The following is a 26,983-nucleotide window of genomic DNA, read 5'->3' as shown; positions in this document are numbered from 1 at the left end:
TTGCGCGTTTCCGGACGAAAGACCGCGCCCGGCAAACCCGGCTTACTTCAGAGCTGCGACCGGCAGGTCGGTGCTGTTTTCAATCTTGACCCAGCGACCGGTGTCAAACGAAGCCTGACGCTTCAGAAAGGTGTAGGGCGTGGCATACCACAGCGTGATCGCATTGTTCAGATTGTCGAGCACATAGTCACCGCCGGTGGTGCGCAGCGTCAGGACCGCATGGCCTTCGCCATTGGGCTTTCGTACGACGGTGATCAGCAGATCCGTCACCGGAATACCGGCCTTGATCAGCAGGCGGCGCTTTTCCAGCACATAGTCTTCGCAGTCGCCGGCACCATGGGTCGGATAGGCCCAGACCTCGTCACGGCCATAAAGCTCCTGATCGGTGACCGGAGCGACCGTTTCATTGACCTGAAGATTGATCTTCTGAACCGATGCCCAGCCATGCTGGGTCAGATCGGCGGGTGCGGTGTTGCTGGACTTGATGGAGCATTCGACCCGGTGCAGCTGGCAGAACTCATAATGTCCGATCGGCTGCGAGGTGATGCCACCTGTCGGCATGGCCGGGCTCGATGCGGCAAAGGCAGGAAATGCGATCCCGGCAAGTGCCGAGACAGCTGAAACCAAAACCGCTATGTGCTTGAAATTAAACACGTGAATACCCGCGCATCCCTTAATTCTTAACAAAGAGTTAAGGGATTTTGCTGCCGCAAGTCAATCAGCATGTGGTGACTGCGGCCGCGAAAAGCGGGAAATGGTTAATTTCCGTTAAGGCTTTGCTGCCGCCGTGACGAGGCTGGAAAGCGCGTCGAGCATGCGGGCAATATCCTCCGGGCGCGACAGGCGGTGGTCGCCGTCATTGACGAGCGTGAGAACGACATTGTCGGCTGGCAGGTGGGACATCAGCTTCAGCGCGTGGAGATAGGGTACGTCAGGATCCTGCCGCCCCTGGATGATGGTGACGGGGCAGCCGGTCTCGATGATCCCGTCAAGGACGCGGTTCCGGCGTCCGTCCTCGATCAGCGCTTCGGTGTAGATCGTCGGTTCCGGGCCGTAGATCGAATGTTCTTCGAAATAGCCGCGCGCGGCAAGTTCGGCCTTCTCGCGCTCTCCGAGATCCGGCTCGATCAGGTCCGAAGTGAAATCCGGGGCCGGGGCGAGCAGCAGAAGGCCCTTCGGCACTGTCTGTGATTGTCGCTTTTTCAGCTCCTGCACCGCCCTGAGAGCGAGCCAGCCGCCCATCGAGGAGCCGATCAGGATCGCGTCTTTTGCGCCGGCCTCGGCGATCACCGCCAGCGCGTCCTCAAGCCAGGACGAGATGGTGCCATCGGCAAAGGCGCCTTCTGATTCCCCATGTCCCGCATAGTCGAAGCGGATCAGGCCAAGGCCGTTTTCGCCTGCATAGAGGTCCAGCGCTTCTGCCTTGGTGCCGAGCATGTCCGAGCCATAGCCGGAAAACCAGATCAGGACCGGCGCACCGTCCTGCTGTGCCTGCCGCAGCCGCATGGCCAGTTTCAGGGGCTTGCCCGCGCGCTCAACGGTGAGGAATGTGAGAGCAGTTTCATCGGCCATAATCGCCTCCTTCGGTGCGTTTTGGTCTGTTCGAGGGTCTTTAACCCATGATCGGCAGGTGATTTTCTTTTTTTTCTGTGTTATTGACGTTGCCCATTCAGAACAACTATCTCCCATGGCGAAGAATGAAACATTTTTCGCAAGGGAACGTTATAACCCTGATTGTCAATTTTTTAGGAGACAACGACCATTCGCAGACCTCACAGAGCCGCCCCCCCGACCAAAGAAGGCCCCCGCGCCAATCGCGATATCCGCGTGCGCGAGGTGCAGTTGATCACTGAAGACGGGGAAAACAAGGGTGTGGTACCGACCGACGAAGCCCTGAGAATGGCCGAGGAGGCCGGGCTTGATCTGGTGGAAATCGCGCCGAACTCTGCACCGCCCGTGGTGAAGATCCTCGATCTCGGGAAGCTGAAATACGCCAACCAGAAGCGCGCTGCCGAGGCTCGCAAGAAGCAGAAAGTCGTCGAGGTCAAAGAGATCAAGATGCGCCCCAACATCGACAGCCACGATTACGAGGTGAAGATGAAGGCGATGAGCCGCTTTTTCGAAGGTGGCGACAAGGTCAAGGTAACGCTTCGTTTCCGTGGCCGTGAAATGGCGCACCAGGAACTTGGCATGAAGCTTCTCTCCCAGGTCAAGGAAGACACGGCGGAATTCGCCAAGGTCGAGGCCGAGCCGAAGCTTGAGGGCCGTCAGATGCTGATGGTTCTGGCGCCGAAGTAATTTCGACCCGACATCGAGAAGACAAACCTACGCCGCCCGGTGATTCCATCGCGGGCGGCGAAAGCTTTGTCTCAAGCGGTTGCGTTTCGAAAACAAAACGCGTATAAGCGCGCCGTCCGAACAGGCCGGCAGGGCATGCCGTGTCTGTTCAAAATGCTGGATCGGGGTCGTCTCCCGTTCCGATCAAACAATAATGGAGTAGCAAAATGCCCAAGATGAAGACGAAATCGTCGGTCAAGAAGCGGTTCAAGATCACCGCCACCGGCAAGGTCAAGGTCGCTGCCGCCGGCAAGCGCCATGGCATGGTCAAGCGTTCCAACAAGTTCATTCGCGATGCGCGCGGCACGATGGTTCTGTCGGAAGCCGATGCAAAGATCGTGAAGCAGTTCATGCCTTACGGCAAGTAACCTGCGTCTGAACCAAAAAGAATTCTAAGGAGATCATGATATGGCACGTGTAAAACGCGGCGTTACCGCCCATGCCAAGCACAAGAAGGTTCTGAAGCAGGCCAAGGGTTTCTACGGCCGTCGCAAGAACACCATCCGCACCGCCAAGGCCGCTGTCGACAAGTCGAAGCAGTACGCCTATCGCGACCGCAAGGTTAACAAGCGCAATTTCCGTGCGCTGTGGATCCAGCGTATCAATGCTGCCGTTCGCGAATATGGCCTGTCCTATGGCCGCTTCATTGATGGCCTGAACAAGGCTGGCATCGAAGTCGACCGTAAGGTTCTCTCCGACATGGCGATCCATGAGCCGCAGGCATTCGAAGCGCTGGTTGCTGCTTCGAAGAAGGGCCTGGAATACCTCAAGGAAGAAGGTACGGCCAACGAGTTTGAAAGCGCTGTAGCCTAAAGCCAGCGCTTCCCAAGCTTTACTTCCTTTCATATTTTGGGAAACCCGCGCTGGCACGGCCTGTCGCGGGTTTTTCACGTTTCCGTCAGGAAAACGGAATAAATGATCATTCATGAGGGTGGGGGCAAGAGCCCTTCCGGCAAGCGAGAGGCAAGATGTCCGATCTTGAAGATCTGAAGGCTAGGCTTACGGCAGAGATCGCCGGGGCTGAGGACGAGGCAGCGATCGAAGCGGTCAGGGTTGCCGCTATCGGCAAGAAGGGATCGGTTTCCGAGCTGTTGAAGACGCTTGGCAAGATGACCCCGGATGAGCGCAAGACGCGTGGCGCGGCGATCAATGAATTGAAGACCGAGATCACCGATGCGATCAGCGCGCGCAAGGCGGCGCTGAAGGATGCGGCCGTGACGGCACGGCTGAAGGCGGAAACGGTGGATGTGACGCTGCCGGTCAGGCCATCGCCCTCGCAGACGGGCCGGGTCCATCCGGTCAGCCAGATCGTTGACGAGATCACGGCGATTTTCGGCGATATGGGCTTTGCCATTGCCGAAGGGCCGGACATCGAAAGCGACTATTACAATTTCACCGCGCTGAACTTTCCCGAAGGCCATCCGGCGCGTGAAATGCACGACACCTTCTTCTTCCAGCCGGACGAGAAAGGTGAGCGCAAGGTTCTGCGCACCCATACGTCACCGGTGCAGATCCGCACGATGAAGGCTCAGGAGCCGCCGATCCGCATCGTTGCGCCCGGCAAGACCTATCGTCAGGATTCCGATGCCACCCATTCGCCGATGTTCCATCAGGTCGAAGGCCTTGTCATCGACAAGGTGACTCATGTCGGTCATCTGCGCTGGACGCTGGAAGAATTCTGCAAGGCCTTTTTCGAGGTCGACAGTGTGACCATGCGTTTCCGCCCGTCCTTCTTTCCCTTCACCGAACCCTCCTTCGAGGTCGATATCCAGTGCGACCGTTCCGGTCCGCAGGTGAAGTTCGGCGAAGGCAATGACTGGATGGAAATCCTCGGCTGCGGCATGGTTCATCCGAATGTTCTGAAGAATTGCGGCCTTGATCCCGATGTCTATCAGGGCTTTGCCTGGGGTATGGGTCTCGACCGTATCGCCATGCTGAAATACGGCATGCCGGACCTGCGCGATTTCTTCGCCGCCGATCAGCGCTGGACCAATCACTACGGCTTCCGCCCGCTCGACATTCCGACATTGTTTGCCGGGTTGAGCGCTTAAGGGAGAAAGATCATGAAATTCACACTCTCCTGGCTGAAGGATCATCTGGATACCGATGCCACGCTTGAAGACATCTGCGAAAGGCTGACGACGATCGGGCTTGAGGTCGAGGATGTCGACGACAAGGCGGCCTATAAGCCCTTTACCATCGCCAAGGTCATCGATGCCAGGCAGCATCCCGATGCAGACCGGCTGCGGGTTCTGACCGTTGATGCCGGTCCCGCCGTCAATGGCGGCAAGCCGCTTCAGATCGTCTGCGGCGCGCCCAATGCGCGGACCGGCCTTGTCGGCGCGCTAGCGCTGCCGGGGACCTATGTGCCGGGTATCGATGTGACGCTTTCGGTCGGCAAGATCCGCGGTATCGAGAGCCAGGGCATGATGTGCTCGGAAAAAGAACTCGATATGTCGGACGATCACCACGGCATCATCGACCTGCCCGAGGATGCGCCGGTGGGCGCGTCATTTGCCGCCTATGCGGGTCTTGACGATCCGGTCATCGAGATCAATCTGACGCCGAACCGTCCCGATTGCACCAGTATTTTCGGCATTGCCCGGGATCTGGCCGCCTCGGGCCTCGGCACGCTCAAGGCGCCGAAGGCCCCTTCCTTTGCCACGGAAGGCAAGATGCCGGTTTCTCTGACGCTCGATTTTGCCGAAGACGATGCCTATCTCTGCCCCGGCTTTGCGCTGCGTCTCGTCAAGGGTGTCCAGAATGGCCCGAGCCCGAAATGGATGCAGAGGCGGCTGATCGCCATCGGTCTCCGGCCGATCAATGCGCTGGTCGACATCACCAATTACATGACCTTCGATCAGGGCAGGCCGATGCATGTCTTCGACGCTGCCAAGGTCAAGGGTTCGCTGACCGTGCGTCGCGCAAAAGCCGGGGAGACGATCCTGGCGCTCGACGAGCGTGAATACAAGCTCACCGAGAACAATGTCGTGATTGCCGATGACAATGGGGTTGAATCCATTGGTGGCATCATGGGTGGCGAACAGTCCGGCTGCGACGAGAACACCACCGAGGTGCTGATTGAATCGGCGCTCTGGGATGCGATGAACATCGCCCGCTCGGGCCGCGATCTCGGCATCATCACCGATGCGCGCTATCGCTTCGAGCGCGGCGTTGATCCGGAATATATGGTTCCGGGGCTGGAGCGCACCACCGAACTGGTGCTGGAACTGTGCGGCGGCACGGCGACGGAAAAGACCGTGGTGGGCTATCAGGGCTATGACGCCCGGGTCGTTTCCTTCCCGTTCTCGGAGGTGAAGCGCCTGACCGGCCTCGATGTTCCGGCGGCCGAAGCCCGCGCGATCCTGACCCATCTCGGCTTTGGCGTTGCGGGCGAGGGCGAGACGGTTTCCGTATCGGTTCCCTCCTGGCGGCCGGACGTGGATGGCAAGGCCGATCTGGTGGAAGAGGTCATGCGCATTCATGGCGTTGACGAGATCCGTCCCGAACCGCTGCCCCATGCCGGTGCAGTCAACGAGAAGATCCTGACGGTGCTGCAGATCCGCTCGCGGCTGGCACGGCGTGAGCTTGCGGCACGCGCCATGCTCGAAGCCGTTACCTGGTCCTTCATTTCGCAAGAGCAGGCGAAGCTTTTCGGCGGCGGCGATCCGTCGCTCAAGCTTGCCAATCCGATTGCTGCCGATATGTCGGATATGCGCCCCTCGCTGCTGCCGGGGCTGTTGATGGCTGCCCAGCGCAATGCCGATCAGGGCTATGGCGACGTGGCACTGTTTGAAGTTTCCGGCACTTATGAGAACGACACGCCGGAAGGCCAGCGTCGCGTGGCTGGCGGTATCCGTCGCGGAACCGCAAGCCTTGCCGGTGCCGGACGCATGTGGTCGAACGCTCAGACAGGCGCCGGCCGCGCCGTCGGCGTGTTTGACGCAAAGGCCGATGCGCTGGCTGTGCTGGAGGCCTGCGGCCTGCCGATGGGCAATGTGCAGATCGTTGCCGGCGGGCCGGACTGGTATCATCCGGGCCGCTCCGCCACCATCAAGATGGGACCGAAGATCGTGCTTGGCCATTTTGGCGAATTCCACCCCAATGTGCTGGAAGCGCTGGACGTGACGGGCAAGCTCTGCGGCTTCGAGATCTTCATCGATGCGATGCCCGATCCGAAGAAGAAGGCGACCCGGACAAAGCCGGCGCTGACGCTGTCGGCCTTCCAGGCCGTCGCCCGCGATTTCGCCTTTGTCGTTGATCACGGCGTTGAGGCCGCAGCCATCGAGCGCGCCGTATCATCGGCCGATCGCAAGCTGATCACCGGTGTCACGGTCTTCGATATTTTCGAAGGCGCGTCGCTGGGCGAGGGCAAGAAATCGGTTGCGGTTGAGGTGAAGATCCAGCCGAGCGACCGGACCCTGGCGGATGAGGATTTCGAGGCGTTGACAAAGAAGATCGTCGCCAATGTCGAGAAGTCGACCGGTGGCGTCATCCGCGGCTGAGCGCTTCGGGCCTGATATTCCCTGACCCGCCCGTTTGCGGCGGGTCTTTTTTGTCATTAATATACGATTATTCGTAGTTATGCATAGAAATATCGGTTAATCTCCGGCCATTGAGAAAGCGCGGAGAGAAGCCCATGAAGAGTGAAGAGCTGAATAACGGAATTGTCGAGACCTGGACACCGGAAGAGGTGGCGGCGGCGCTCAATGCCGGCGAGATTGTCCTGATCGATGTGCGCACGCCGGCTGAATATGCCTTTGAGCATATCGAGGGCTCGCTGCTGTCGCCGATGGCCTTTACCGATCCGAAAAATTTCCCGACCCAGGATGGCAAGCGGATCGTGCTGCATTGCGGCTCCGGCATCCGTTCGGGCCGGGTTGCCGATATGTGCCTTGGCGCTGGCTTTGGCCGTATTGCGCATATGGAGGGCGGCTTCGGCGCCTGGAAGGCAGCCGCACTGCCCTATATCGCCACCGATATGGCAACCGGGGCGCCAAAACGGATGGTGCCTTAAAGACAAGCTTCGCCTTGCCGCGCGCGATCCCGGCTTCTATATCTGAGGTCGAAGCAGCAATGGAGACAGTTCCGATGAGCGAAGCGGCTAGGACGACAATCGACGAATCCCAGGTCGAATGGTTTTCGAAGATCGCCGCCGAGTGGTGGGATCCGCATGGCAAGTTCAAGCCGCTGCACAAGTTCAACCCGGTGCGCATCGGCTATATCCGCGAAAAGGTCTGCGGGCATTTCGGCCTCGACGAGAAATCGGCGCGGCCGCTTGCCGGCTTGCGCATTCTCGATATCGGCTGCGGCGGCGGGCTGTTGTCCGAACCGCTGGCGAGGATGGGTGCCAGCGTGACCGGCATTGATCCGTCGGAAAAGAATATCGGCATCGCTTCAACCCATGCCCGCGAGACCGGGATCGATATCGACTACCGCGCCACCACCGCCGAGGCGCTGGCGGAAGCGGGCGAGCAATTCGACATCGTCCTCAACATGGAAGTGGTGGAACATGTCGCTGATGTCGATTTTTTCCTCACCACCTCTGCCGCACTGGTCAGGCCTGGCGGCATGATGTTCGTCGCCACGATCAACCGCACGCTGAAGGCGGCGGCGCTCGCCATTTTCGCGGCCGAGCGGGTGCTGCGCTGGCTGCCGCCAGGCACGCATCAATATGAAAAGCTGGTTCGCCCCGAAGAGATCGAAACGCCGCTCACGGCAGCGGGTCTTTCTATTGTCGAGCGTCAGGGTGTCTTCTTCAACCTGGCGACCAATAGCTGGAACCGCTCGCGCGATACGGATGTCAATTATATGATTCTTGCAGAAAAGCCCGCCGTCTAAGGCGGGCCAAAGGGGGCTCAGTGGAAGACTTCGCCCGGATAGGCGCCCCAGAGGTCATTCTGGTGCATGAAGCCCTTGACCCCCTGCTTTTCGAGCTCGCACCATTTTCCGTCGCAGCTTTTCAGGCTGACAATCACGCCGGCCTCGAGCGAGGCGACATTGCGGGCATTGTCGTTATCGCTGGCTTTCACGTCGAGAAACTGCTTGTCGGCGCTGCCGCGCAGCCAGGGGGCAACCATGGCATTGCGCTTGGAGGAGAGAACCGAGACATGCATCCAGCCTTCGGTCCCATCGGCATCGCGGATCTGCCGCCAGGTGGAATATTCCTCAATGATCTCAACGGGAAGGCCGGGTCTGGTGTAGATCCACTTGGTGGCATAGTTGAAACCGGGGCCGACGCGCATGCGCGCGCGATCCGGCTTGAGCACGGCAAAGCGCGGCAGGGGTTCACCGGAGGCGCCGCGTCTTTGGCTCGTCTGGGCCTGAGCCGAGGTCAGCGCTGCAGCAAGGATGAGGGCGCACAAAAGCGCGGAAATGAGACGGGATATCGCTTTCATGTCTCAGCCCGAAGCCATCCTTCCTGTTATTTTGCATCCGGTCGAAGAAGCGCCGTCCCAGACAGGACCGGCCGCTGCGGTCCGCAAGTGGAAAATAAATCTGAACGGGTGCATTATCGCCCGACATGTTTAACGAGCTGTTAATGACACGTGACGCCATGACCAACCGCAAGAAGCCGACTGTCTTTGTCACGCGCAAGCTGCCCGATGCGGTGGAAGCGAGAATGCGCGAATTGTTCGACACGACGCTCAACGAAACGGACAAGCCGGTGCCCCATGAAGAGCTGGTGGCCGCCGTGAAGCGTTACGATGTGCTCGTGCCGACGGTGACGGACCGGATCGACGAGGCGCTGATTGCCGAGGCGGGGCCGCAGCTGAAGCTGATTGCGAGCTTTTCCAATGGCTTCGATCATATCAATGTCGATGCCGCCGCCCGAAAGGGCATCACCGTCACCAACACGCCGAATGTGCTGACGGAAGATACCGCCGATATGACCATGGCGCTGATCCTGTCCGTGCCGCGCCGGCTGGCGGAGGGCGCAAGCCTGATCGCCAATGGCAATCCCGGTGACTGGCCCGGCTGGTCGCCGACCTGGATGCTCGGCCGGCGGATCTGGGGCAAGCGGATCGGCATTGTCGGCATGGGGCGCATTGGTACGGCCGTGGCACGGCGCGCACGTGCTTTCGGGCTTTCGGTGCATTACTCCAATCGCGGCCGCATCAATCCGGCAACCGAGGCCGAACTGGAAGCGACCTATTGGGACAGTCTCGACCAGATGCTGGCCCGCGTCGATATCGTCTCGGTCAATTGCCCGGCAACGCCGGCGACCTTTCATCTTTTGTCCGCAAGGCGGCTGGCACTGCTGAAACCCGAAGCCTATGTGGTCAACACCGCGCGCGGTGATGTCATCGACGAGGATGCGCTGATCCGCTTCATCGAGGAGGGCAAGATTGCCGGTGCGGGACTCGATGTGTTCGAGAACGAACCGGCGATCAATCCGCGGCTGATCGCGCTGGCGAAGGCCGGCAAAGTGGTGCTGCTGCCGCATCTGGGCTCGGCGACGATTGAAAGCCGCATCGATATGGGTGACCGGGTGATCATCAATATTCGTGCCTATTATGACGGCCACCGCCCGCCAAACCGGGTTCTGCCGGGGCGGACCTGAGGTCTGTCCGGCTGGCGGGGCAGCCAGGGGCCGATGAACGGTAATCGACCTGTGAAAGGGCATTGGCGCGGCTTTGCCGATGCGCCAGAGCGCCGTGCGTCCTTTTGGACGCACCAGGACGCTCTATCGTCTTGAATCTACGCATCGTTCTTTTCGGAAATCGATTCCGATTTTCGAGCCGATGCGCTAGCCTGCTGCCCATGACCCGTTTCATTCCGCTTGCTTTCGTGTTGAGCCTGTTATTGCCAGTCAGCCCTTCGGCGGAACCGGCCCTTATGACGCCGATCCCGAATGATCTCGTTCACCCGGCCGCGGGCTGGTCCTGCAAGATGGCGACAAACTGCGCCGATGCTGTCCGCCACTGGTGCGGCGGCTACAGTCGCGGTGATGGCGATGGTGACGGCATACCGTGCGAGAATGTCTGTTCCTCGCTGTCCGAAGTCCGGCGCATCCGCAGCCAGATCGGCTGTTGAGATCTGTCAGCCAAAGACCTCGAACAGCCTGTCGGCATCGTCGGTGGTGATCTGATCTGCCTTCAGTTCGAGAAGACGGGCGATTTTCGGGCGTGTAGTCCCGTCGATCGCGTGGATGGTCCAGGCATCGACGGTCTTGTCTGCGGCATGGAAGGCCGCGATCATGTCAAAGCCGGCGCGGTCGGCGGCGAGGATCAGGTCGACATGAAGGTAGATCATGCTGGCCCAGGGGGCGGTTTTCAGCGCATTCTCGACAAAGCCTGCAAAATCGCCGCTTTCGAGCACCCGCTCCATGGCGCCATAGAGGCAGGGATCATAGCCGATGGCGAGGTCGGCAATGCCGGCGGAAAGCGCTTTGACGGCCTCAGCATCCCCGCCCGAGAGGATCATGTGGCCGGCAACGGGGCTGACGGCCTTGATGAAGGCATCGAGCGTATTGTCGTGAAAATCGCTGAGCCGGTCCTTGAAATCGAGCTGCAGCAGCGCGGTCCTGCCGATGGGGCGGCTTGCGATCAACCGGGTCAGCCGGTCGAGAAGCATCACCGGCTCGCCGCTGTCGGCGCCGTCATTGTCTCTGAGGTTGATACCGGCAAAGCCTGAGGCAGGCGTGCGCGCGACCGGCCCGAGGCCAGTGGTCGATTGTTCAAGCCGTGGATCATGGAGGACGACCATGCCGCCCTCGCCATGGATCTGCAGGTCAATCTCGACGCTTGCACCCGCCGCCATGCCTTCAAGAATGCGGCTGCCGGAAAAGGGCGTATCGGCGAGGTTGCGCCGTCCACGATGCCATTTGAGCAGGGTTACATGTCCATCGGTCTGAAGGGCAACGGGGAGGGGCATCGGATCAGCTCCTGCGATTGGCAACGAAGCGGGCAGCCTCGATCAGGCATTCGGCATCGGCGCCAAAGGGGGCAAGCAGCGTTTCGGCTTCCTCAATCAGCTGGCTGAGGCGCGCGGCGGCCCAGTTCTGTCCATGCAGCGACACCAGCGTGCCCTTGCCATGGGCCGCGTCCTTCTGGGTTGCCTTGCCCATGGTCTTGGCATCCGCCGTGAGGTCCAGCAGATCATCGGCGAGCTGGAAGGCAAGGCCGATCACTGCGCCGTAGCGGGCTAGGGCGGCACGGGTTGATGCATCCGCTCCGGAGATGATGGCGCCCGCTTCCGCAGCAAAGCGGATCAGTGCGCCGGTCTTCATCGCCTGAAGCGTGATGATCCCGGTCTCATCGGGCCTTTCTGTCTCGGCGGCGAGATCCAGCGCCTGACCGCCAGCCATGCCGCCAAGACCGGCGGCCTGGGCAAGCGCCTTCACCAGCGCCAGGCGCGTCTGCGCGCCAAGCGGCGTCGCATCATCGGCGACGATATCGAAGGCGAGTGTCAGAAGGCTGTCGCCGGCCAGGATGGCGGTTGCCTCGTCAAAGGCCTTGTGAACGGTCGGCCGTCCGCGCCTGAGGTCATCATCGTCCATGGCCGGCAGATCGTCATGGATCAGTGAATAGCAGTGAATGCATTCAAGGGCTGAGGCAATCCGGATGGCAGCTTTCGGGTCGCCGCCGCAAAGACGCGTCGTTTCGATCACGAGGAACGGGCGAAAGCGCTTGCCGCCATTCAGCACGCCATGGCGCATGGCCGCAAGCAGGCCGGCCGGCCGCGCGGTCTCGCCTTCGGCGGGCGCGGCGCACAGCAATGCGTCAAGGCTTTCCTCAACGGCCATGCGGGCCTCAGACAGACGGGCAGAAAAGAAGTCGTGGGCGGGCTTTGTCATGTCCGTCTCTTGGCATGGCGGACCGTCATATTCAACAGGATTTGCCGCAAGCTGAAGAATTGCCGCATGAAGCTTTTAACGGATGGTATTTCGGGCTAAACAGAAGGTCGGAACTTTCAGGTACAAGCTGCGGCGATGGCCGGGTCTCAGGCAGAGGAAACGCAACCGACCATGACTTCAAGAAAGAGCCGGCCGCAGCGTCTCCTGCGACGCCTCGTTCTGGTGCTGATATTGTTGCTGCTTCTGCCCTATGTTCTGCTGCCGCTTTATCTGCCCTCCTTCGTCCATCCGGTATCGACGCCGATGCTGGCGCGGCTGGCGACATTTCAGGGCTATGACCGGCAATGGGTCGCCTTTGATGATATCGCACCGGTTCTGGTGCAATCGGTAATGATGTCGGAGGACGGTCAGTTCTGTAACCATCACGGCGTCGACTGGCGCGAATATCGCGCCGTCATCGATCAGGCGCTTGCCGGCGAGGAAACGCGTGGCGCCAGCACCATTCCGATGCAGACGGTCAAGAATCTCTATCTCTGGAATGGCCGTTCCTATTTGCGCAAGGGGCTGGAACTGCCGCTGGCGCTGGCTGCCGACGCGGTCTGGTCGAAGAAACGGCTCATGGAAATCTACCTCAACATCGCCGAATGGGGGCCGGGTGTCTACGGCATCGAGGCGGCGGCGCAGAACCAGTTCGGCATTCCGGCGGCGAAACTGTCGCGGCGGCAGGCCGCATTGCTGGCGGTTTCGCTGCCGGATCCGGATGGTCGCCAGGCTGCGGCTCCTTCTGCGCACATGAATGCGCTTGCAAATCGGGTAGAGCGGCTGGCGCGCAAGTCCGGAAGCTATATCAGCTGCCTTTATGACTGAAATCACCTTATTCAATTTGTGTTCGTCTGCAAAACCATGTATGCGCGCAAAGGTTGATATTGCGCGGGGGGCTTGAACTGAAAGGACAACGGCCAATGAGTGATCTGACCCTTTATATCGGCAATAAGAACTATTCCTCCTGGTCACTGAGACCCTGGATCGCCATGGAGGCGACCGGCATCGCCTTCAAGGAAAGGCTGATCCCGTTCGACTTTCCCGCCGGAAATCCGCGTTTCTTCGAAATTTCGCCGGTCGGACGCGTTCCCGCTCTCCATCACGGGTCGTTGGTCATTCATGAATCACTGGCGATCATTGAATATGTGGCCGAGCTTTTCCCCGAGGCCGGCCTGTGGCCGGACGATCGCGCCGAACGGGCCCTGGCCCGGGCGATCTCGGCGGAAATGCATGCCGGATTTACGGCCCTGCGCGGTGCCTGCCCGATGAGCTTCCGCCGCAAGCCGGAAGCGATCGCGGTGTCGGATGCGGTGAAGCGGGATGTGGCGCGGATCGAGACGATCTGGCGCGAGGCGATCGAACGGTCGGGCGGGCCGTTCCTGTTTTCGACATTTACCGCCGCCGACGCCATGTTTGCCCCGGTGGTCAACCGGTTCGAGGTCTTCGATCTGGTCACGGATGAAGCAACGCTCGCCTATATGTCGGTGATGCGCTCGCTGCCGGCCTATCAGCGCTGGCGCGACGGAGCGCTGGCGGAGAGTTGGATTGTGCCGGAAGACGAGGTATAAGGATCGTCACATGGCCGTTCTTTCAAAAAAACATCGAAAGGACTGGTCAAAAGCCTTCTGGCCCTGTATAAGCGCGCCAAATTTTCAAGTTTGTGAGAGATGGATCTTGCGGTTGGATGTTTCCGACGGTGACCATGTCTTGCCGCAAGTGGAGTAGTACAATGGCTGTACCGAAAAGAAAAACGACCCCGTCCAAGCGCGGCATGCGCCGTTCGGCCGACGCTCTCAGCGCCCCGACCTATGTTGAGGACAAGAATTCGGGCGAGCTTCGCCGTCCGCATCACATCGATCTCAAGACCGGCATGTATCGCGGCCGCCAGGTTCTGGCACCGAAGGAAAACGCCTGATCTTGAAGGGCCTTCGGGCTTTCAGATCGCGACACTGAAACAGCGGTCCGGCATCAGCCGGGCCGCTGTCTTTTGCTGTCATGATTTTTACAGAAAATACCGCTTCCGCCCGCCCGCAGATAGACCAAGGCCATCCCGCCCGTCCGGGGTCGCAACGGTGGCGGGATGGAGAGGGGCGTTCCGAGGATTGCTCGGCCGTCACATGTTTTCGAGGCGCTCCTGGAGCACCTGAAGCTGTTTCTTCAGATCGTCCAGCGCATGGCTTTTCTCGGCCGTGTCGCCATTGTCCTCGGTTTCATGACGGGCGCTGGCCACCAGCGGCTGATACCGGCCGATCGGCCGCTCATCACTGTCATTCTGATAGAGATGGCGCTTCAGCGGATTTTCGTAAAGAGCGCGGTCCATCTGGTCGCGCATATGCTGCTGCTGCTCACTGAAAGCCTTCATGGCGTGATCGAGAAAACCCGGCAGCATTGCCTGCATCTGATCGCCATAATAGCTGATCAGCTCGCGCAGGAAGGAAACCGGCAAAAGCGCCTGGCCCGAGCGGCATTCCTGGTCGAAGATGATCTGGGTGAGTACCATATGGGTGATGTCATCGCCGGTCTTGGCATCGCGAACGGTGAAATCCTCGCCTTTTTTCACCATTGTTGCCAGATCGTCCAACGTCACATAGCTGCTTGTACCGGTATTGTACAAACGGCGGTTGGCGTATTTTTTGATGACAGTGTTACTTTCGCTTCCGGGCATATTTGCCTCCTCCCCGCGATTTATTCGTTTATTCCTCTTCCCGTCGATGATGTAACCGCAAAAATGGCTCGGTTACAATCACTTTGTCTTGTTGCGACTGCGTAAAGGGCAAATGTCAGGGCTGTCTTTCCTGAACGTCGCGATTTTGCCCGTTGCACCGTGTGAAAAAGTGCTGAAACGAAAGAGCGCCACGCAATCCCGAAGGACTGGGTGGCGCTTTGCAATCGCAATGCCGCAGAACCGCCATGTGGCGTTGCGGCAGGCTGTGTCAGCGCGATACGGCTGCACCGACCGCGCCGCCGGCCAGGCCGCCAATGGCAGCGCCACCCCAGCTGTTGGTGGCAATGCCGCCGATGGCGGCGCCCGTCGCGGCACCAATGGAGGTGTTGCGCTCGGTGGTGGTGCAGGCGGCCGCCAGCGGCAATACGAGCAGTGCGGTAACAAGGGCTTTTCTCATGGCGTGTTCCTTTGGCTGTTTCCGGTTGCCTTTTTTAGCTTCTGAACACGTGACATGTTATCAGACGACGCCCAAAAGTAAGAGAACAATAATGATCAGCACCAGCAGGCCAACGCCGCCGGACGGGCCATAGCCCCAGCTGCGGGAATAGCCCCAGCTCGGCAGAGCGCCGATGAGAAGCAGGATAAGGACAATCAGAAGAATGGTTCCGAGCATGGGGGAACTCCTTTGGTTTCTCTTGAAGATAGGAATTCCTCAATGCTGCTTCCGGTTCCCGAAAATCCCTTGCCAGGGGGGCGCAAAAGGTTAACGAGGGCGCTTCAAAAACATGATCCGCCGGGCCCTTGCGAAGAAAAATATGGTTAAGAAACAGTGAATTACACCAGATATAGCGGTGAACAAAAGTAGAAAATGCCGCTGTCTGTGATTCGTCGCCTTTTCGTTCTCACTTTGGCCTGAAGGTTAATTCCAGGTTGTTTGCAGCCACAAGGTTCACGCTTTCCAGATGGCGTCGAGGGTAACGAAATTGTTAAGATTTCGGCAAGAAAGATTAACATGGCAGCGCCATTTTGACGCCGGATCATGCGGTGTGGCCTGATCGGATCCGAGATATCGTGGTGCAGATGGATCTGGCCCCAAGATCTAGCCGTGAACAAAGCGGGAAGCCTTCCAGGTCAGCGATTCGTCGCCTTTTCGTTCGCATCTGTTCCAATTCTTAACGTGCAGGGGGCGAAAAGGCGAAAACAGCGCGCCTCCTTGCTTGCGGGCGGGCCAAGAGCCATCTATACAGGGATGCGCTGGCGCGGACCGGGAGGACAAGCGCCGCAATTGAGGACGACACTGTTGGGGGCAGGTCCCTTGGCCCCAGCAAAAAGGATCGGGACCGGGACATTGAATGCTAAGGCCATGATCTTGAGCGGACGCGGGGTGACCGCGATGCTCGGACCGACCAATACCGGAAAGACCCATTTTGCAATCGAGCGCATGGTGGCGCATTCGAGCGGCGTGATCGGACTGCCGTTGAGGCTGCTTGCGCGCGAAGTCTACGGACGGGTCGTTGAAAAGGTCGGCGTCAACAATGTCGCGCTGATCACCGGCGAAGAAAAGATCAGCCCGCCCAAAGCCCGTTTTCAGGTCTGCACCGTCGAGGCCATGCCGCGCGAGGCCGATGTTGCCTTTGTCGCGATCGATGAAGTGCAGCTGGCCGGCGACATGGAGCGGGGCCATATCTTCACGGACCGGATCCTGCACCTGCGCGGCCGCGAGGAAACCCTGCTGCTTGGCGCTGCGACGATGAAGCCGATCCTCAGGAGCCTGCTGCCGGGCATTTCGGTGATCGAACGGCCGCGCATGTCGCATCTGCTTTATGCCGGGCAGAAGAAGATCACACGCCTGCCGCGCCGTTCCGCCGTCGTCGCCTTTTCGTCCGACGAGGTCTATGCGATCGCCGAGCTGATCCGCCGCCAGCGTGGCGGCGCTGCCGTTGTGCTTGGTGCGCTGTCGCCGCGTACCCGCAATGCCCAGGTTGAACTCTATCAGAACGGTGATGTCGAATATCTGGTGGCGACGGACGCGATCGGCATGGGGCTGAACCTCGATGTCGATCATGTGGCCTTTGCCCAGGATCGGAAATTTGACGGGTTTCAGTACCGTCCGCTCAATCCCGGCGAGCTGGCCCAGGTGGCCGGCCGGGCCGGGCGACACACCAGCGACGGCACATTCGGCGTGACGGGCAGGGTCGCCCCCTTTGATGATGAGCTGGTTGAGCGTATCGAAGCGCATGAATTCGATCCGGTGAAGGTGCTGCAATGGCGCTCGAAAGCGCTGGATTTCGCCTCGCTTGCAGCCCTCAGAAACAGCCTTGATCAGGTGCCGACCGTATCCGGCCTGACCCGCGCCCTGCCGGCTGTGGATCAGCGGGCACTGGAGTTTCTGACGCGCAATCCCGACATTGTTGCGCGCGCGGATCGCCCGGCGCGGATCGAAACCCTGTGGGATGCCTGCTCGCTGCCGGATTATCGCCGGATTGCCCCGGCACAGCATGCCGATCTGATTGCCTCGCTCTATCGTGACCTGGTTGATCGCGGGCAGGTGGACGAGGATTTTCTGGCGAGCCAGGTCCGCCATGCGGACCGGACGGATGGCGAGATCGACACGCTTTCCGCGCGGATCGCCCAGATCAGAACATGGACTTATGTTTCAAATCGACCGGGTTGGCTTGCCGATCCGACACACTGGCAGGAAAAGACACGGAAAATCGAGGATCGGCTGTCGGATGCACTGCATGAAAGGTTGACGAAACGCTTCGTTGACCGCAGGACATCTGTGCTGATGAAGCGCCTGAGAGAGAATGCGATGCTGGAAGCAGAAATAAGCGTGAATGGTGATGTCTTCGTTGAAGGGCATCATGTAGGGGAATTGGCGGGATTTCGCTTCAAGGCCGTTTCCGGCGCTGAGGGACCTGACGCCAAGGCGATCGAGGCGGCAGCGCAGAAGGCGCTGGCGCTGGAGTTTGAGGCGCGCGCCGCAAGGCTGCATGCCTCGGGCAATGCGGACCTGGCGATTGATGCGTCGGGCAGCCTGCGATGGCTTGGCGATCCGGTGGCCCGCCTCGTCGCCGGCGATGATATCCTGCGCCCGCGGGTCATCCTGCTGGCGGACGAACAGTTGTCCGGGCCGGCGCGTGATCACGCGGTTGCCCGCATCGAGCGTTTCGTCGCGCATCACATCCAGACGGTGCTGAAACCGCTCGATGAATTGTCCCGGGCCGAGGATATTCAGGGCCTGGCGCGTGGCCTGGCCTTCCAGCTGGTTGAGAATCTGGGCGTTCTGTTCCGCCGCGATGTGGCCAATGAGGTGAAGTCGCTGGATCAGGACGCACGCGCTTCGATGCGCCATTACGGTGTCCGCTTCGGCGCCTATCACGTCTTCATTCCGGCACTTCTGAAGCCGGCACCGGCCGAGCTGATCACGCTGTTGTGGGCGCTGAAGAATGACGGCCTGGAAAAACCCGGCTATGGCGAGCTCATTCCGGTTCTGGCGGCCGGGCGTACCTCCGTCGTCACCGACCCGACCTATGAGCGCATGTTCTACAAGCTGGCCGGTTTCCGCTTTCTCGGCAAGCGCGCCGTGCGCATCGACATTCTCGAGCGACTGGCCGATCTCATCCGCCCGCTGACCCAGTGGAAGGCAAGCGATGCGCTGCCGCCGGAAGGTGCCTTTGACGGGCGCCGGTTTGTCACCACGCCGGCGATGATGTCGATCCTCGGTGCAACGCCCGATGATATGGAAGAAATCCTCAAGGGTCTCGGCTATCGCGCGGATGTGGCAAGTCCGGAAGAGGTCGAGAAACTGACGGCGATCCAGGCCGAGCGCGAGGCGCAGACCCAGCAGGCAAAGCCGGCCGGCGTTGCGGTTGAAACCGTTGCCAAGCGTCACGCCGCAACGGCTGAAAAGACCGAGAGCCCTTCAGAGGGTGAGGCTTCGGCGGCTCCGGCTGACGCTGAGGAAAGCCCCGTTTCGACGGACAATGCCGCGCCTGCCGAAACGGCTGCCGCAGCCGTGGATGAGGCTGTCGCGGCAACGGAGGAAAAGCCGGCTGAAGAGCCGAAGCCGGTTCTGCTCTGGCGTCCGGGCGGCGGGCGTTCGCAGAATGAACGTGGCAACCGTCCCGAGCGTGGCCGTGGCCAGCGGCCGCAGGGCCGCAAGGGCGGCCAGGGCAGCGGCCAGGGCGAACCGCGCGGCGAGGGCGAGCAGGCTTCCCGTGGTCAGCGTCACGGCAAGGGACCGAAGCGCGAGCGTCGCGATGAGGATCGTCCGCAGCGCAATGAGCGTCCGCAGCGGCGCGAAAAGCCGGTTGATCCAGATTCACCCTTTGCCAAGCTTGCTGCGCTGAAGGCGCAGATGAAGCGCTGAGGCCAATGGCCAGGGCGGCGGACAGGACCGGAACCGACGAGCGCGCTGGCGGCGAACGCCAGCGCATCGACAAATGGCTGTTTTTCACCCGCATGGCAAAATCGCGCTCTCTGGCGCAAAAGCTGGTCGACAGCGGCCATGTTCGTGTGAACGGGCAGAAGATTGCCCGTTCCAGCGTCGAAATCATGCCGGGCGACCGTGTCGAACTGGCGCTGGAGCGGCGCGATGTGGTGCTGGTCGTGGTGGCGGCGGGCAGCCGGCGCGGTCCATATGAGGAAGCGCAGCGTCTTTACGAGGATCACAGCCCGCCAGTGCCGAAGCGTGAACCGCTGACGCCGTTCGAGCAGGCCCAGCGTCTTCCCGGCTCCGGGCGGCCGACGAAGAAGGAAAGGCGCGCCCTGGACCGGCTCACCGGAGACGAAGATCTTTGAGCTGATTTTGCGTCATGCATGGTGTTGCAGCCGCTGAAAAGGAAAAATCCTGCCTGCGTTCTGCTGATCTGTGGAACGAAATGTTCTTGCGATAGCGCGTCAAAGCCGGTACCTCAGGCCATGAAGGCAAAGTGCTCTGCCGGTCTCGGCCAGTGTGAGACGGCTTTGTAATTGCGCTGAAGACGGGTGGTTCATGGAACTGTCCGTCGGGAATTTCTGATCTGGAGCCTTTCATGACGTATGTCGTGACCGACAACTGCATTCGCTGCAAATACACGGATTGTGTCGAAGTCTGCCCGGTAGACTGCTTTTATGAGGGCGAGAACTTTCTCGTCATCAATCCCGATGAATGTATCGATTGCGGCGTCTGTGAACCGGAATGTCCAGCCGAGGCGATCCGCCCGGATACCGAGCCGGGACTTGATGACTGGCTGAAGCTCAATGCCGAATATTCGACGCAATGGCCGAATATCACCATCAAGCGCGAGCCGATGGATGAGGCTGCCGAGATGGATGGCGTGGAAAACAAGTTCGAGAAGTTTTTCTCGGACAAGCCCGGCAAGGGCGATTGATAACGGCATCATTTCGACACTGATCGAAGGCTGTTGTTTTTTTGGTGCTGATCGGCATTTTGGGGCTTGGCGAATGGCCGCAAATTGGATAGGTCTCGGCCAACATCGTTATTTTCACCCGTGGCGACGGTCGCGGGTGCATGTTTCATTGATTCTGCGCCAATCTTGTGCTACATATTTGGGACTGATCCAAAAAACGGCAAAATTTGCCATCCTAGCCAAGAAAGCAATCAAATAAACGTCGATCTTTTCCCCCCGGATTATGTGCGCAATGGCTTCGGGCCTGAGTACGCGACGCTTTATTATGCACGTTTGGTGGATACAGCAGGCGAGTGACGTCAAACGCTCGCCACTGTCGGGTGATTCCGCCCGGCGCCGGCGCCCGCCGGATGCGTAACAGGGAGTTTTTGAAGCATATGACAGTACAACAGAACAAGTCTTCGGGTCGTCACGGTTTCAAGACTGGTGAAGCGATTGTCTATCCGGCACACGGTGTAGGCACGATCACTGCGATTGAGGAACAGGAAGTGGCGGGCATGAAGCTCGAACTCTTCGTTATCGATTTCGACAAGGACAAGATGCGACTGAAGGTTCCGGTCGCCAAAGCGATGAGCATCGGCATGCGCAAGCTGTCGGAGACGGATTTCGTCGAGCGTGCTCTGAAGGTTGTGCAGGGCAAGGCCCGCATCAAGCGCACCATGTGGTCGCGTCGCGCTCAGGAATATGATGCCAAGATCAATTCCGGCGATCTGATCTCGATTGCGGAAGTTGTCCGTGACCTTTACCGGGCCGATAATCAGCCTGAGCAATCCTATTCCGAGCGTCAGCTTTACGAAGCCGCTCTTGATCGCATGGCGCGCGAGATCGCAGCCGTCAACAAGATGTCGGAAACGGAAGCGGTTCGTCTGGTCGAAACCCATCTTGCCAAGTCTCCCAAGCGCGGCAAGGTCAGTGAAGACGATGACGCCCATGAGGAAGCCGCGTAAGCGGTCTTTCAAGACTTTGATCAGTTGTCAAAACCGGCCTTCGCGGCCGGTTTTTTCATGCCCGCCGGCCAGCAGGACGCGACCGGTCAAAAAAAACGCGTCGGCAGATGAACCGAATAACCGTTTCATACGTTCTTGATCTTAGGCAGTCTTGCGCAATGGAGGACCGCTCACTCAAAATTGAGTTTCACCAAAGCGATTTCGATTGCGATGCGGACAAAATGTCGCATGCTGAGGTCAGGGTGGGGAGAAAGGCGGGAAGTTATGGGTTCAAATCAGGATGACCGCAGCCTCGTCGACGCTGCCATGGCGGCGCCCTATCTGACACGTGAGCAGGAGCAGGATCTGGCGGAGCGCTGGCGCAATGACAGCGACAGAAAGGCCCGCAATGATATCGCGATGGCGCATCTGCGCCTCGTCGTTTCCATGGCCGGGCGGTTTCGCGGCTTCGGCCTGCCCAAATCCGATCTGGTCCAGGAAGGTTATGTCGGCCTGCTGGAAGCTGTCTCACGCTTCGAGCCGGAGCGCGGCGTCCGGTTTTCCACCTATGCCACATGGTGGATCCGGGCGGCGATGCAGGATTATGTGCTGCGTAACTGGTCGATCGTGCGTGGCGGCACCTCTTCGGCGCAAAAGGCTCTGTTTTTCAAGCTCAGACGGCTCAGAGCCAAGATTGCCGAGCAGAACCGGTCGCTGACCTCTCAGGAAATCTACAACGAGATTGCGACGCGGCTCGGCGTCAAGGTTGGTGACGTGCAGAGCATGGATGCCCGCCTTTCGGCCAGTGATTCCTCGCTGCACGCCCCGGTCAGTGATGAAGATGGGGCGAGCGAACGCATGGATTTTCTGGTCTGCACAGCGCCCTTGCCGGAAGAGCAGGTCACGGTGATGATTGACGGCGAGCGGATGAGCAGCCGGCTGAAAATCGCCTTGCGGCGCCTGTCACCGCGCGAAGACCGTATCATTCGTGCGCGACGGCTGTCTGAGGAAGCGACCACGCTGGAGGCGCTCGGCAGCGAGCTGGGCATTTCCAAGGAGCGGGTGCGCCAGATCGAAACACGGGCGATTGAGAAGCTGCGCGATGCCATGACCGGCGGCGAGTCCGAAATCATGCAGCGCCCGGCAGGCCACGCCTGAACTTGCCGGTCTGACTGATTTCTGTCAGTTTTGGCGGCGTCGTCCTGTTTTGAGGACGACGCGTCACACGGGGAGGTGTGGCGTCGGTTCGTGGGAGGAGCTGGCGATGCAGTCTTTGACGCGCGCCCTTGAAACATCGCGGCTTTTGTTGCGGCCGCCATCATATTGCGATCTGTCCTTTGCGCAGGAACTTTACGCGCGTCCGGAGATGAAGCCGGGTGCCGGTGAACGCGAAACCGAGCCGCCGGCGCGGATTGCGCGGCGCTTCAGGCTCGAGATCCGTCACTGGCAGGATTTCGGTTTCGGGCGGTATCTGATCGAACGTGACGGCAATCCGATCGGTTTCGCCGGCATCACGCTGAACGGTCCGGTCGCCGGGCTCAACCTGTCCTATCATCTGAACCCGGATCATTGGGGGCGCGGGCTGGCACAGGAAGCCGTTGCCGCCATTCTTGATGCCGCCGAAGCCGATCATGGCCGCGCCACGGTCGGAGCGGTGGTTCATCCTGGCAATCATGCATCCCGCCGCGTGCTGCACAAGGCGGGCTTTCGCTTCTGTGCTGCCGTGCAGCTTGGCGGGTGCGACTGGCTTTTCCATCGGCGCGATGGTGCAGAGGACGCGGCTGTGCTGACAGCGGCCCACCCCACGGCCTGCGCTGTCAGAACTGCCGCCTGAAGCCCGGACGATGGAAAAGCTACGATGCAGCCGCTTCGTCCCGGGCCTCAATCCTGTCTGCCGACAGCGGTGCGGCGGTTATTCCGAAACGATCTTGACCTTCTGACCCACTGAGAGCGTGGCCCCGGAGGGAAGAGCGTTCAGCACCTTGAAGAGATCAAGCTTGCGTTCGGTTCCCATCATCATGCCGGCAACGGTCTGGACATTATCGCCGGGTTTCACGGTGTAGATACGCACGCGCAAGGGTTTCAGCGCGGCGACTTCCTGCGGACTGAGCTTGTGGAAGCTTGCGCTGACGGCGTTGGCCGCCGGCTCAAGCGCAGTGCTGTCCTTGGGGGCGGCTGTCAGCAGCCGATAGATATCGGAACCGGAACGGATCACCGTCACGTCAAACTGCCAGTCTCCGGCGACCGCCTTGGCATTGGCGGCCGGCATGCCGCCGACGGTCGTCGTGGTGACGGAGCCTGGGACGAGGCCGGTGACCCAGCCGCTTTTGATGTAATCGGCCAGGTCCTCGCGCGCTGGCGCGTTGACGCCGTCAAAGCGGATTGCGACATCATTCGGTCCCATGGCGACAACAGCATTGGACTTGTCGACCATGGAAAATCCGGGCGGTACCTCGAAGCTGATCTGAAGCTTGGGATGATAGAAGGTCCGGTCGCGGATATAGCCATCTTCCGGATTGCTGCCGAACAGCATGCCATCAATACCGTCGAGATAATAATCCTTGCCCGTTTCGAAACTGCCGGTGGCGGCGTAATCACGGGCATGGCCTTCCGCAAGGTCGATGCGGCGCGGCGTGCTCGGGTGGCTGGACAGAAAGTCGACCTGCGGACCATTATCGTTATGGTCGGCCTCATAGTTGGAAAAGGCCTCCATGGAGCGCAGGAAGCGGGCTGCAGCGAAGGGATCGTAGCCGGCTTCGGCCAGCATGCGGATACCGATGGCGTCGGCTTCCAGCTCCTGCTGACGGGAGAAGGCCGCAAGCCGGAGCTTGCCGCGCGCCAGCACATCCTGGTTCTTCGGATCGCTAGGCAGAACCTCGGAGACAACGCGGTTGGCGATCGCCTCGGCCTCTTCGCGGCGCTGCCGCTCAATGCCGTGATTGGCGGTAACATGAGCCATTTCATGCGACAGCACTGCGGCCAGCTCCGAGGCGTCATTGGCAAGGGCCAGCAGACCGCGGGTGACATAAAGATAGCCGCCGGGCAGCGCAAAGGCGTTGATCGTCGGAGAATTCAAAATGGTGATGCGGTAGGTCTGCTGCGGATTTTCTGAGACCGCCGTCAGGCCACCTGCGATCCGCGCGACCAGGCGCTCAACCTTCGGGTCGCGATATTCGCCGCCATAGGTCTCGAGAATATGCGGATGCTCGCGCGCGCCCATGGCCGCGTTCGGATCCTTGCGCGACAAGGCCTCCACGGTCTGGCTGCTGGCACCATCCGGTCCTGCGATAATGAAGTGGCTGCTGTCGGTCTGACAGGCGGCCAGCGCCAAAGCCGAGGCCATTGCCACAGCTGCGCGCCAGTGGCGCCGCATTTTGCCCGCGATTACTGTCCGGAGCATGGAACTCCCTGTGTCATTCATCCAATGTGCCCGCTGACGCTGAACCCTTTGAACGGAACGCTGTCTTTCCCGCAACGTTCCCGATTTTGATATGTTTCAAGATTCCTTGCTGAAATGGGTTGAGGATTTCTCAACACCGGCGAGAAATCGACCATTCTCGACAATGATGCGGCTTTCAGCGATCGCATTCATCTCGTCGGGTTCATGGGAAACCATGATCACGGTATTGCCGGTTTCTTGGTGGAGTTCAAGTAGCAGCTTTACCATTTCTGCGCGCATTTCCGGGTCAAGCGCTGCAAAAGGCTCATCGAGCAGCAGGATCGGCCGTTCGCGCACCAGCGCCCGGGCAAAGGCAACCCGCTGGCGCTCGCCACCCGAAAGCGTGGCCGGCATGCGTTTGCCAAAGCCATCAAGTCCGACCCGGACAAGGGCATTGTCAATGCGTTGCCGGTCTTCTGGAAAAAGGCGCATCGTCGCCGAAATGCCCAGCGCGACATTGGTGAATATGTCGAGATGGCTGAAGAGGTTATTGTCCTGAAACACCAGGGTCAGCGGGCGCCGCGAAACATGAAGCCCGGTCATGTCCTGCCCGCCGATCATCACTTTTCCGGCATCGGGCATGGCAAAGCCCGCAATCAGATTGATGAGTGTCGACTTTCCGGCACCGGATCGGCCGGTCACGGCGGTGATGGTTCCGGCATCAATGGTGCCGTCAAAATGAAACTGCGCTGAGCCAAGAAAAAGCTCGACACGATCAAGCGTCACATGCGCGGCCATGGTCTGTCTCCGGTCAGTGTGGGTCTGCGCCGATGCGCCGCGTGCCAAGGCTCATCAGCATCAGGCAGAGGAAGCCGAGAATGAGCGCAAGTCCCGCCGCATCCGCCGTGCGGTAGCTGCCGAGCCGGCTATAAAGCAGATAGGGCAGCGTCGTAAGTCCGTCACCGCCGAAAAGTGCAATCGCGCCGAGGTCGCCGAGTGACAGGGCCATGGCGAAGGCCATGGCTGTAGCAGCGCTTCGCGACAGGCCAGGCCAGTCGACGATGCGCAGCCGGGCAAGGCCTGTCAGCCCGAGGCTTGCGGCAAGACGGGCGGTGCGCTGCCGGTGGGTTCTGACAGCGGGCGCAAGAACGCGCAGAACAAATGGCAGGGCCATCAGCACGTTGATGGCGATCACAATCAGCGGGGCGGCAAAATCCGTCAGGCCGAACGGGCGCAGCACCAGGAACCAGCCGGTGCCGAGCACGACCGGCGGCACAAGCAGCACCAGCGAACCGGTGGAGGAGGCAAGAACGGCGAGAAGCCGGGCGGCGGGCCCGGCTTTCGGCTGTTCGAGAACGCTATCCTGCAGGGCGATGAAGGCAAGGGCGAGAATCAGGCAGAGACAGGCTGCGGAAAAGGAGATGGCAAGGCTCGTCGAAAGTGCCGTCCAGAAAATCGGTTCGCTGACAATGCGCACAAGGTCGGCCTTGGCGCCGTTGATGAGGATCATCGCCAGCGGCAGCAGCAGGAAGGCGGAAAAGACGACGATCAGCACGCCGTCGGCAAGCTTCAGGTGGCGGTGCACCCCGTCTGGCCGCACGCCCGGGTGACCTGCCGTGGTTCCGGGGTCGCCGGCCCGGGGCAGGGCGGCAAGCGCCAGCAGCACGGCTCCGGTCACCAGGATCTGCAGGCCTGACAGCGCGACGGCGCGGGCGGGATCGAAATCGAAACGCAATGCCTGATAGATGGCGACCTCAAGCGTGGTTGCCGCCGGTCCGCCGCCAAGGATCAGGACCAGCGTGAAGGAGGTGGCGCAGAGCATGAAGATCAGCCCGGCAATACCGGGAATGAGCGGGCGGATCACCGGCCATTCGATGAAGCGGAAGACGGAGCGGCCGGGCATGTCCAGCATGGCGGCCTGCTTGAAATATTCCGGCGGGATCCGCTCCAGCCCGGCCAGCATCAGCCGGGCGGCAAGCGGCAGGTTGAAATAGACATGGGCCAGCAAAATGCCGAAAAGGCCATAGATACCAAGCGGCCGGCCGAAACCGGCCCAGTCGGCCATATCGTTGAACAGCCCCTGCCGGCCCCAGATCCCGATCAGCCCCAGCGCTCCGATGAGAACCGGAAGCCCGAGCGGCACGGCCATCAGCCGGATCACCCAAAGCCGGCCGGGGAAGGATGGCCGGCGGGCCAGGGACCGCGCCAAGGGAATGGCGAGCATCACCGAAATCAGCGTCGAAAGGCTCGCCTGCCAGAGGGTGAAGCGCAGGATCCGCCAGACATAGGCATCAGTGAAGATGCCGGCCGCCGCATCCGAGGCGCCAAAACCGGCAAGGGCAAAAACCGCAATGGCGATGAAACCGGCAACGGCCACGAAGGCCAGGAAGCCGGTCGTCATCGCGCTGCGATATTCGCCTG

At 60.4% G+C, this 26,983-nt stretch carries 29 protein-coding genes; 18 read left to right on the top strand and 11 right to left on the bottom strand.

The genetic code is table 11. The features are described 5' to 3' along the window. Nucleotides 1–42: 42 nt before the first annotated feature. Together HCK86_RS13890 and HCK86_RS13885 are read right to left on the bottom strand one after the other, a co-directional pair. Nucleotides 43–561, bottom strand: coding sequence for a transglutaminase-like cysteine peptidase (locus tag HCK86_RS13890; protein WP_176085146.1), 519 nt, complete (start codon nt 559–561; stop codon nt 43–45). Between the two features lie 207 nt (nt 562–768). Beyond that, complete coding sequence (locus tag HCK86_RS13885) at nt 769–1,572, bottom strand: alpha/beta hydrolase (RefSeq protein WP_176085072.1); 804 nt, start codon at nt 1,570–1,572, stop codon at nt 769–771. A 189-nt stretch (nt 1,573–1,761) separates the two neighbouring features. On the opposite strand from HCK86_RS13885, the gene infC reads away from it, so the two are divergent. From infC to ubiG, 7 genes are all read left to right on the top strand, one after another. Continuing rightward, entirely contained in the window at nt 1,762–2,298 is a 537-nt protein-coding gene (infC, locus tag HCK86_RS13880) for a translation initiation factor IF-3 (RefSeq protein ID WP_176085145.1), read from the top strand. Between the two features lie 206 nt (nt 2,299–2,504). Further along, nucleotides 2,505–2,705: a 50S ribosomal protein L35 gene (gene rpmI, locus HCK86_RS13875; RefSeq protein ID WP_176085071.1), complete on the top strand. Its 201-nt coding sequence runs from the start codon at nt 2,505–2,507 to the stop codon at nt 2,703–2,705. Nucleotides 2,706–2,745: 40 nt separating this feature from the next. Beyond that, a complete protein-coding gene (gene rplT / locus HCK86_RS13870; RefSeq protein WP_141148055.1) occupies nt 2,746–3,150 on the top strand; it encodes a 50S ribosomal protein L20 in 405 nt (134 codons plus the stop codon). Nucleotides 3,151–3,305: 155 nt separating this feature from the next. After that, entirely contained in the window at nt 3,306–4,388 is a 1,083-nt protein-coding gene (gene pheS / locus HCK86_RS13865; protein ID WP_176085070.1) for a phenylalanine--tRNA ligase subunit alpha, read from the top strand. Between the two features lie 12 nt (nt 4,389–4,400). Beyond that, nucleotides 4,401–6,842 carry a phenylalanine--tRNA ligase subunit beta gene (gene pheT / locus HCK86_RS13860; protein WP_176085069.1) on the top strand — a complete coding sequence of 814 codons (2,442 nt, stop codon included), beginning with the start codon at nt 4,401–4,403 and terminating at the stop codon, nt 6,840–6,842. Between the two features lie 134 nt (nt 6,843–6,976). After that, complete coding sequence (locus tag HCK86_RS13855; RefSeq protein WP_176085068.1) at nt 6,977–7,354, top strand: rhodanese-like domain-containing protein; 378 nt, start codon at nt 6,977–6,979, stop codon at nt 7,352–7,354. A 74-nt stretch (nt 7,355–7,428) separates the two neighbouring features. Continuing rightward, complete coding sequence (gene ubiG, locus HCK86_RS13850) at nt 7,429–8,178, top strand: bifunctional 2-polyprenyl-6-hydroxyphenol methylase/3-demethylubiquinol 3-O-methyltransferase UbiG (RefSeq protein ID WP_176085067.1); 750 nt, start codon at nt 7,429–7,431, stop codon at nt 8,176–8,178. A 17-nt stretch (nt 8,179–8,195) separates the two neighbouring features. Here the strand turns inward: ubiG and HCK86_RS13845 are convergent, their stop codons facing one another. Beyond that, nucleotides 8,196–8,735, bottom strand: coding sequence for an SH3 domain-containing protein (locus HCK86_RS13845; protein ID WP_176085066.1), 540 nt, complete (start codon nt 8,733–8,735; stop codon nt 8,196–8,198). Between the two features lie 158 nt (nt 8,736–8,893). On the opposite strand from HCK86_RS13845, the gene HCK86_RS13840 reads away from it, so the two are divergent. Together HCK86_RS13840 and HCK86_RS13835 are read left to right on the top strand one after the other, a co-directional pair. Then, nucleotides 8,894–9,901 (top strand): D-glycerate dehydrogenase, encoded by a 1,008-nt coding sequence (locus HCK86_RS13840; protein ID WP_176085144.1) that lies wholly within the window; start codon nt 8,894–8,896, stop codon nt 9,899–9,901. Between the two features lie 275 nt (nt 9,902–10,176). After that, entirely contained in the window at nt 10,177–10,374 is a 198-nt protein-coding gene (locus tag HCK86_RS13835; RefSeq protein WP_176085065.1) for a hypothetical protein, read from the top strand. A gap of 6 nt (nt 10,375–10,380) precedes the next feature. Here HCK86_RS13835 and HCK86_RS13830 read toward each other — a convergent pair whose 3' ends face one another. Both HCK86_RS13830 and HCK86_RS13825 read right to left on the bottom strand, forming a co-directional pair. Beyond that, nucleotides 10,381–11,214: a glycerophosphodiester phosphodiesterase gene (locus HCK86_RS13830; RefSeq protein WP_176085064.1), complete on the bottom strand. Its 834-nt coding sequence runs from the start codon at nt 11,212–11,214 to the stop codon at nt 10,381–10,383. A gap of 4 nt (nt 11,215–11,218) precedes the next feature. Next, nucleotides 11,219–12,085 carry a polyprenyl synthetase family protein gene (locus HCK86_RS13825; protein WP_246739614.1) on the bottom strand — a complete coding sequence of 289 codons (867 nt, stop codon included), beginning with the start codon at nt 12,083–12,085 and terminating at the stop codon, nt 11,219–11,221. Between the two features lie 222 nt (nt 12,086–12,307). Between HCK86_RS13825 and HCK86_RS13820 the strand changes: the two genes are divergently transcribed. From HCK86_RS13820 to rpmF, 3 genes are all read left to right on the top strand, one after another. Then, complete coding sequence (locus HCK86_RS13820; protein WP_246739601.1) at nt 12,308–13,003, top strand: transglycosylase domain-containing protein; 696 nt, start codon at nt 12,308–12,310, stop codon at nt 13,001–13,003. Between the two features lie 95 nt (nt 13,004–13,098). Beyond that, nucleotides 13,099–13,746 (top strand): glutathione S-transferase family protein, encoded by a 648-nt coding sequence (locus HCK86_RS13815; protein WP_176085061.1) that lies wholly within the window; start codon nt 13,099–13,101, stop codon nt 13,744–13,746. A 161-nt stretch (nt 13,747–13,907) separates the two neighbouring features. Continuing rightward, nucleotides 13,908–14,093 (top strand): 50S ribosomal protein L32, encoded by a 186-nt coding sequence (gene rpmF / locus HCK86_RS13810; RefSeq protein WP_176085060.1) that lies wholly within the window; start codon nt 13,908–13,910, stop codon nt 14,091–14,093. Nucleotides 14,094–14,291: 198 nt separating this feature from the next. Here rpmF and phaR read toward each other — a convergent pair whose 3' ends face one another. From phaR to HCK86_RS13795, 3 genes are all read right to left on the bottom strand, one after another. Continuing rightward, nucleotides 14,292–14,843 (bottom strand): polyhydroxyalkanoate synthesis repressor PhaR, encoded by a 552-nt coding sequence (gene phaR, locus HCK86_RS13805; protein ID WP_176085059.1) that lies wholly within the window; start codon nt 14,841–14,843, stop codon nt 14,292–14,294. A gap of 268 nt (nt 14,844–15,111) precedes the next feature. Further along, the gene (locus HCK86_RS13800; protein WP_176085058.1) at nt 15,112–15,300 is read right to left on the bottom strand and encodes a YMGG-like glycine zipper-containing protein; all 189 of its coding nucleotides are present in this window, start codon (nt 15,298–15,300) and stop codon (nt 15,112–15,114) included. 60 nt (nt 15,301–15,360) lie between these two features. Then, the gene (locus HCK86_RS13795; RefSeq protein WP_176085057.1) at nt 15,361–15,516 is read right to left on the bottom strand and encodes a DUF3309 family protein; all 156 of its coding nucleotides are present in this window, start codon (nt 15,514–15,516) and stop codon (nt 15,361–15,363) included. Between the two features lie 690 nt (nt 15,517–16,206). On the opposite strand from HCK86_RS13795, the gene HCK86_RS13790 reads away from it, so the two are divergent. From HCK86_RS13790 to HCK86_RS13765, 6 genes are all read left to right on the top strand, one after another. Then, on the top strand, nt 16,207–19,215 hold the full coding sequence (locus HCK86_RS13790; RefSeq protein WP_176085056.1) for a helicase-related protein: 3,009 nt from the start codon (nt 16,207–16,209) through the stop codon (nt 19,213–19,215). A 5-nt stretch (nt 19,216–19,220) separates the two neighbouring features. Further along, nucleotides 19,221–19,646, top strand: coding sequence for an RNA-binding S4 domain-containing protein (locus HCK86_RS13785; RefSeq protein ID WP_176085055.1), 426 nt, complete (start codon nt 19,221–19,223; stop codon nt 19,644–19,646). A gap of 233 nt (nt 19,647–19,879) precedes the next feature. Beyond that, entirely contained in the window at nt 19,880–20,218 is a 339-nt protein-coding gene (gene fdxA / locus HCK86_RS13780) for a ferredoxin FdxA (protein WP_176085054.1), read from the top strand. 416 nt (nt 20,219–20,634) lie between these two features. After that, on the top strand, nt 20,635–21,204 hold the full coding sequence (locus HCK86_RS13775) for a CarD family transcriptional regulator (protein ID WP_141148037.1): 570 nt from the start codon (nt 20,635–20,637) through the stop codon (nt 21,202–21,204). A gap of 264 nt (nt 21,205–21,468) precedes the next feature. Continuing rightward, on the top strand, nt 21,469–22,341 hold the full coding sequence (locus tag HCK86_RS13770) for an RNA polymerase factor sigma-32 (RefSeq protein ID WP_176085053.1): 873 nt from the start codon (nt 21,469–21,471) through the stop codon (nt 22,339–22,341). A gap of 106 nt (nt 22,342–22,447) precedes the next feature. Next, the gene (locus tag HCK86_RS13765) at nt 22,448–23,017 is read left to right on the top strand and encodes a GNAT family N-acetyltransferase (RefSeq protein ID WP_176085052.1); all 570 of its coding nucleotides are present in this window, start codon (nt 22,448–22,450) and stop codon (nt 23,015–23,017) included. A 78-nt stretch (nt 23,018–23,095) separates the two neighbouring features. Here HCK86_RS13765 and HCK86_RS13760 read toward each other — a convergent pair whose 3' ends face one another. From HCK86_RS13760 to thiP, 3 genes are all read right to left on the bottom strand, one after another. Further along, a complete protein-coding gene (locus tag HCK86_RS13760) occupies nt 23,096–24,583 on the bottom strand; it encodes a M48 family metalloprotease (protein ID WP_246739600.1) in 1,488 nt (495 codons plus the stop codon). A 96-nt stretch (nt 24,584–24,679) separates the two neighbouring features. Next, the gene (locus tag HCK86_RS13755) at nt 24,680–25,360 is read right to left on the bottom strand and encodes an ATP-binding cassette domain-containing protein (RefSeq protein WP_176085050.1); all 681 of its coding nucleotides are present in this window, start codon (nt 25,358–25,360) and stop codon (nt 24,680–24,682) included. A gap of 13 nt (nt 25,361–25,373) precedes the next feature. After that, the gene (gene thiP, locus HCK86_RS13750) at nt 25,374–26,963 is read right to left on the bottom strand and encodes a thiamine/thiamine pyrophosphate ABC transporter permease (RefSeq protein WP_176085143.1); all 1,590 of its coding nucleotides are present in this window, start codon (nt 26,961–26,963) and stop codon (nt 25,374–25,376) included. Nucleotides 26,964–26,983: the final 20 nt, after the last annotated feature.

The sequence above is a fragment of the Martelella sp. HB161492 genome, assembly GCF_013184775.1.
GTDB lineage: Bacteria > Pseudomonadota > Alphaproteobacteria > Rhizobiales > Rhizobiaceae > Martelella.
This window is presented reverse-complemented; position numbering and strand designations above follow the sequence as displayed.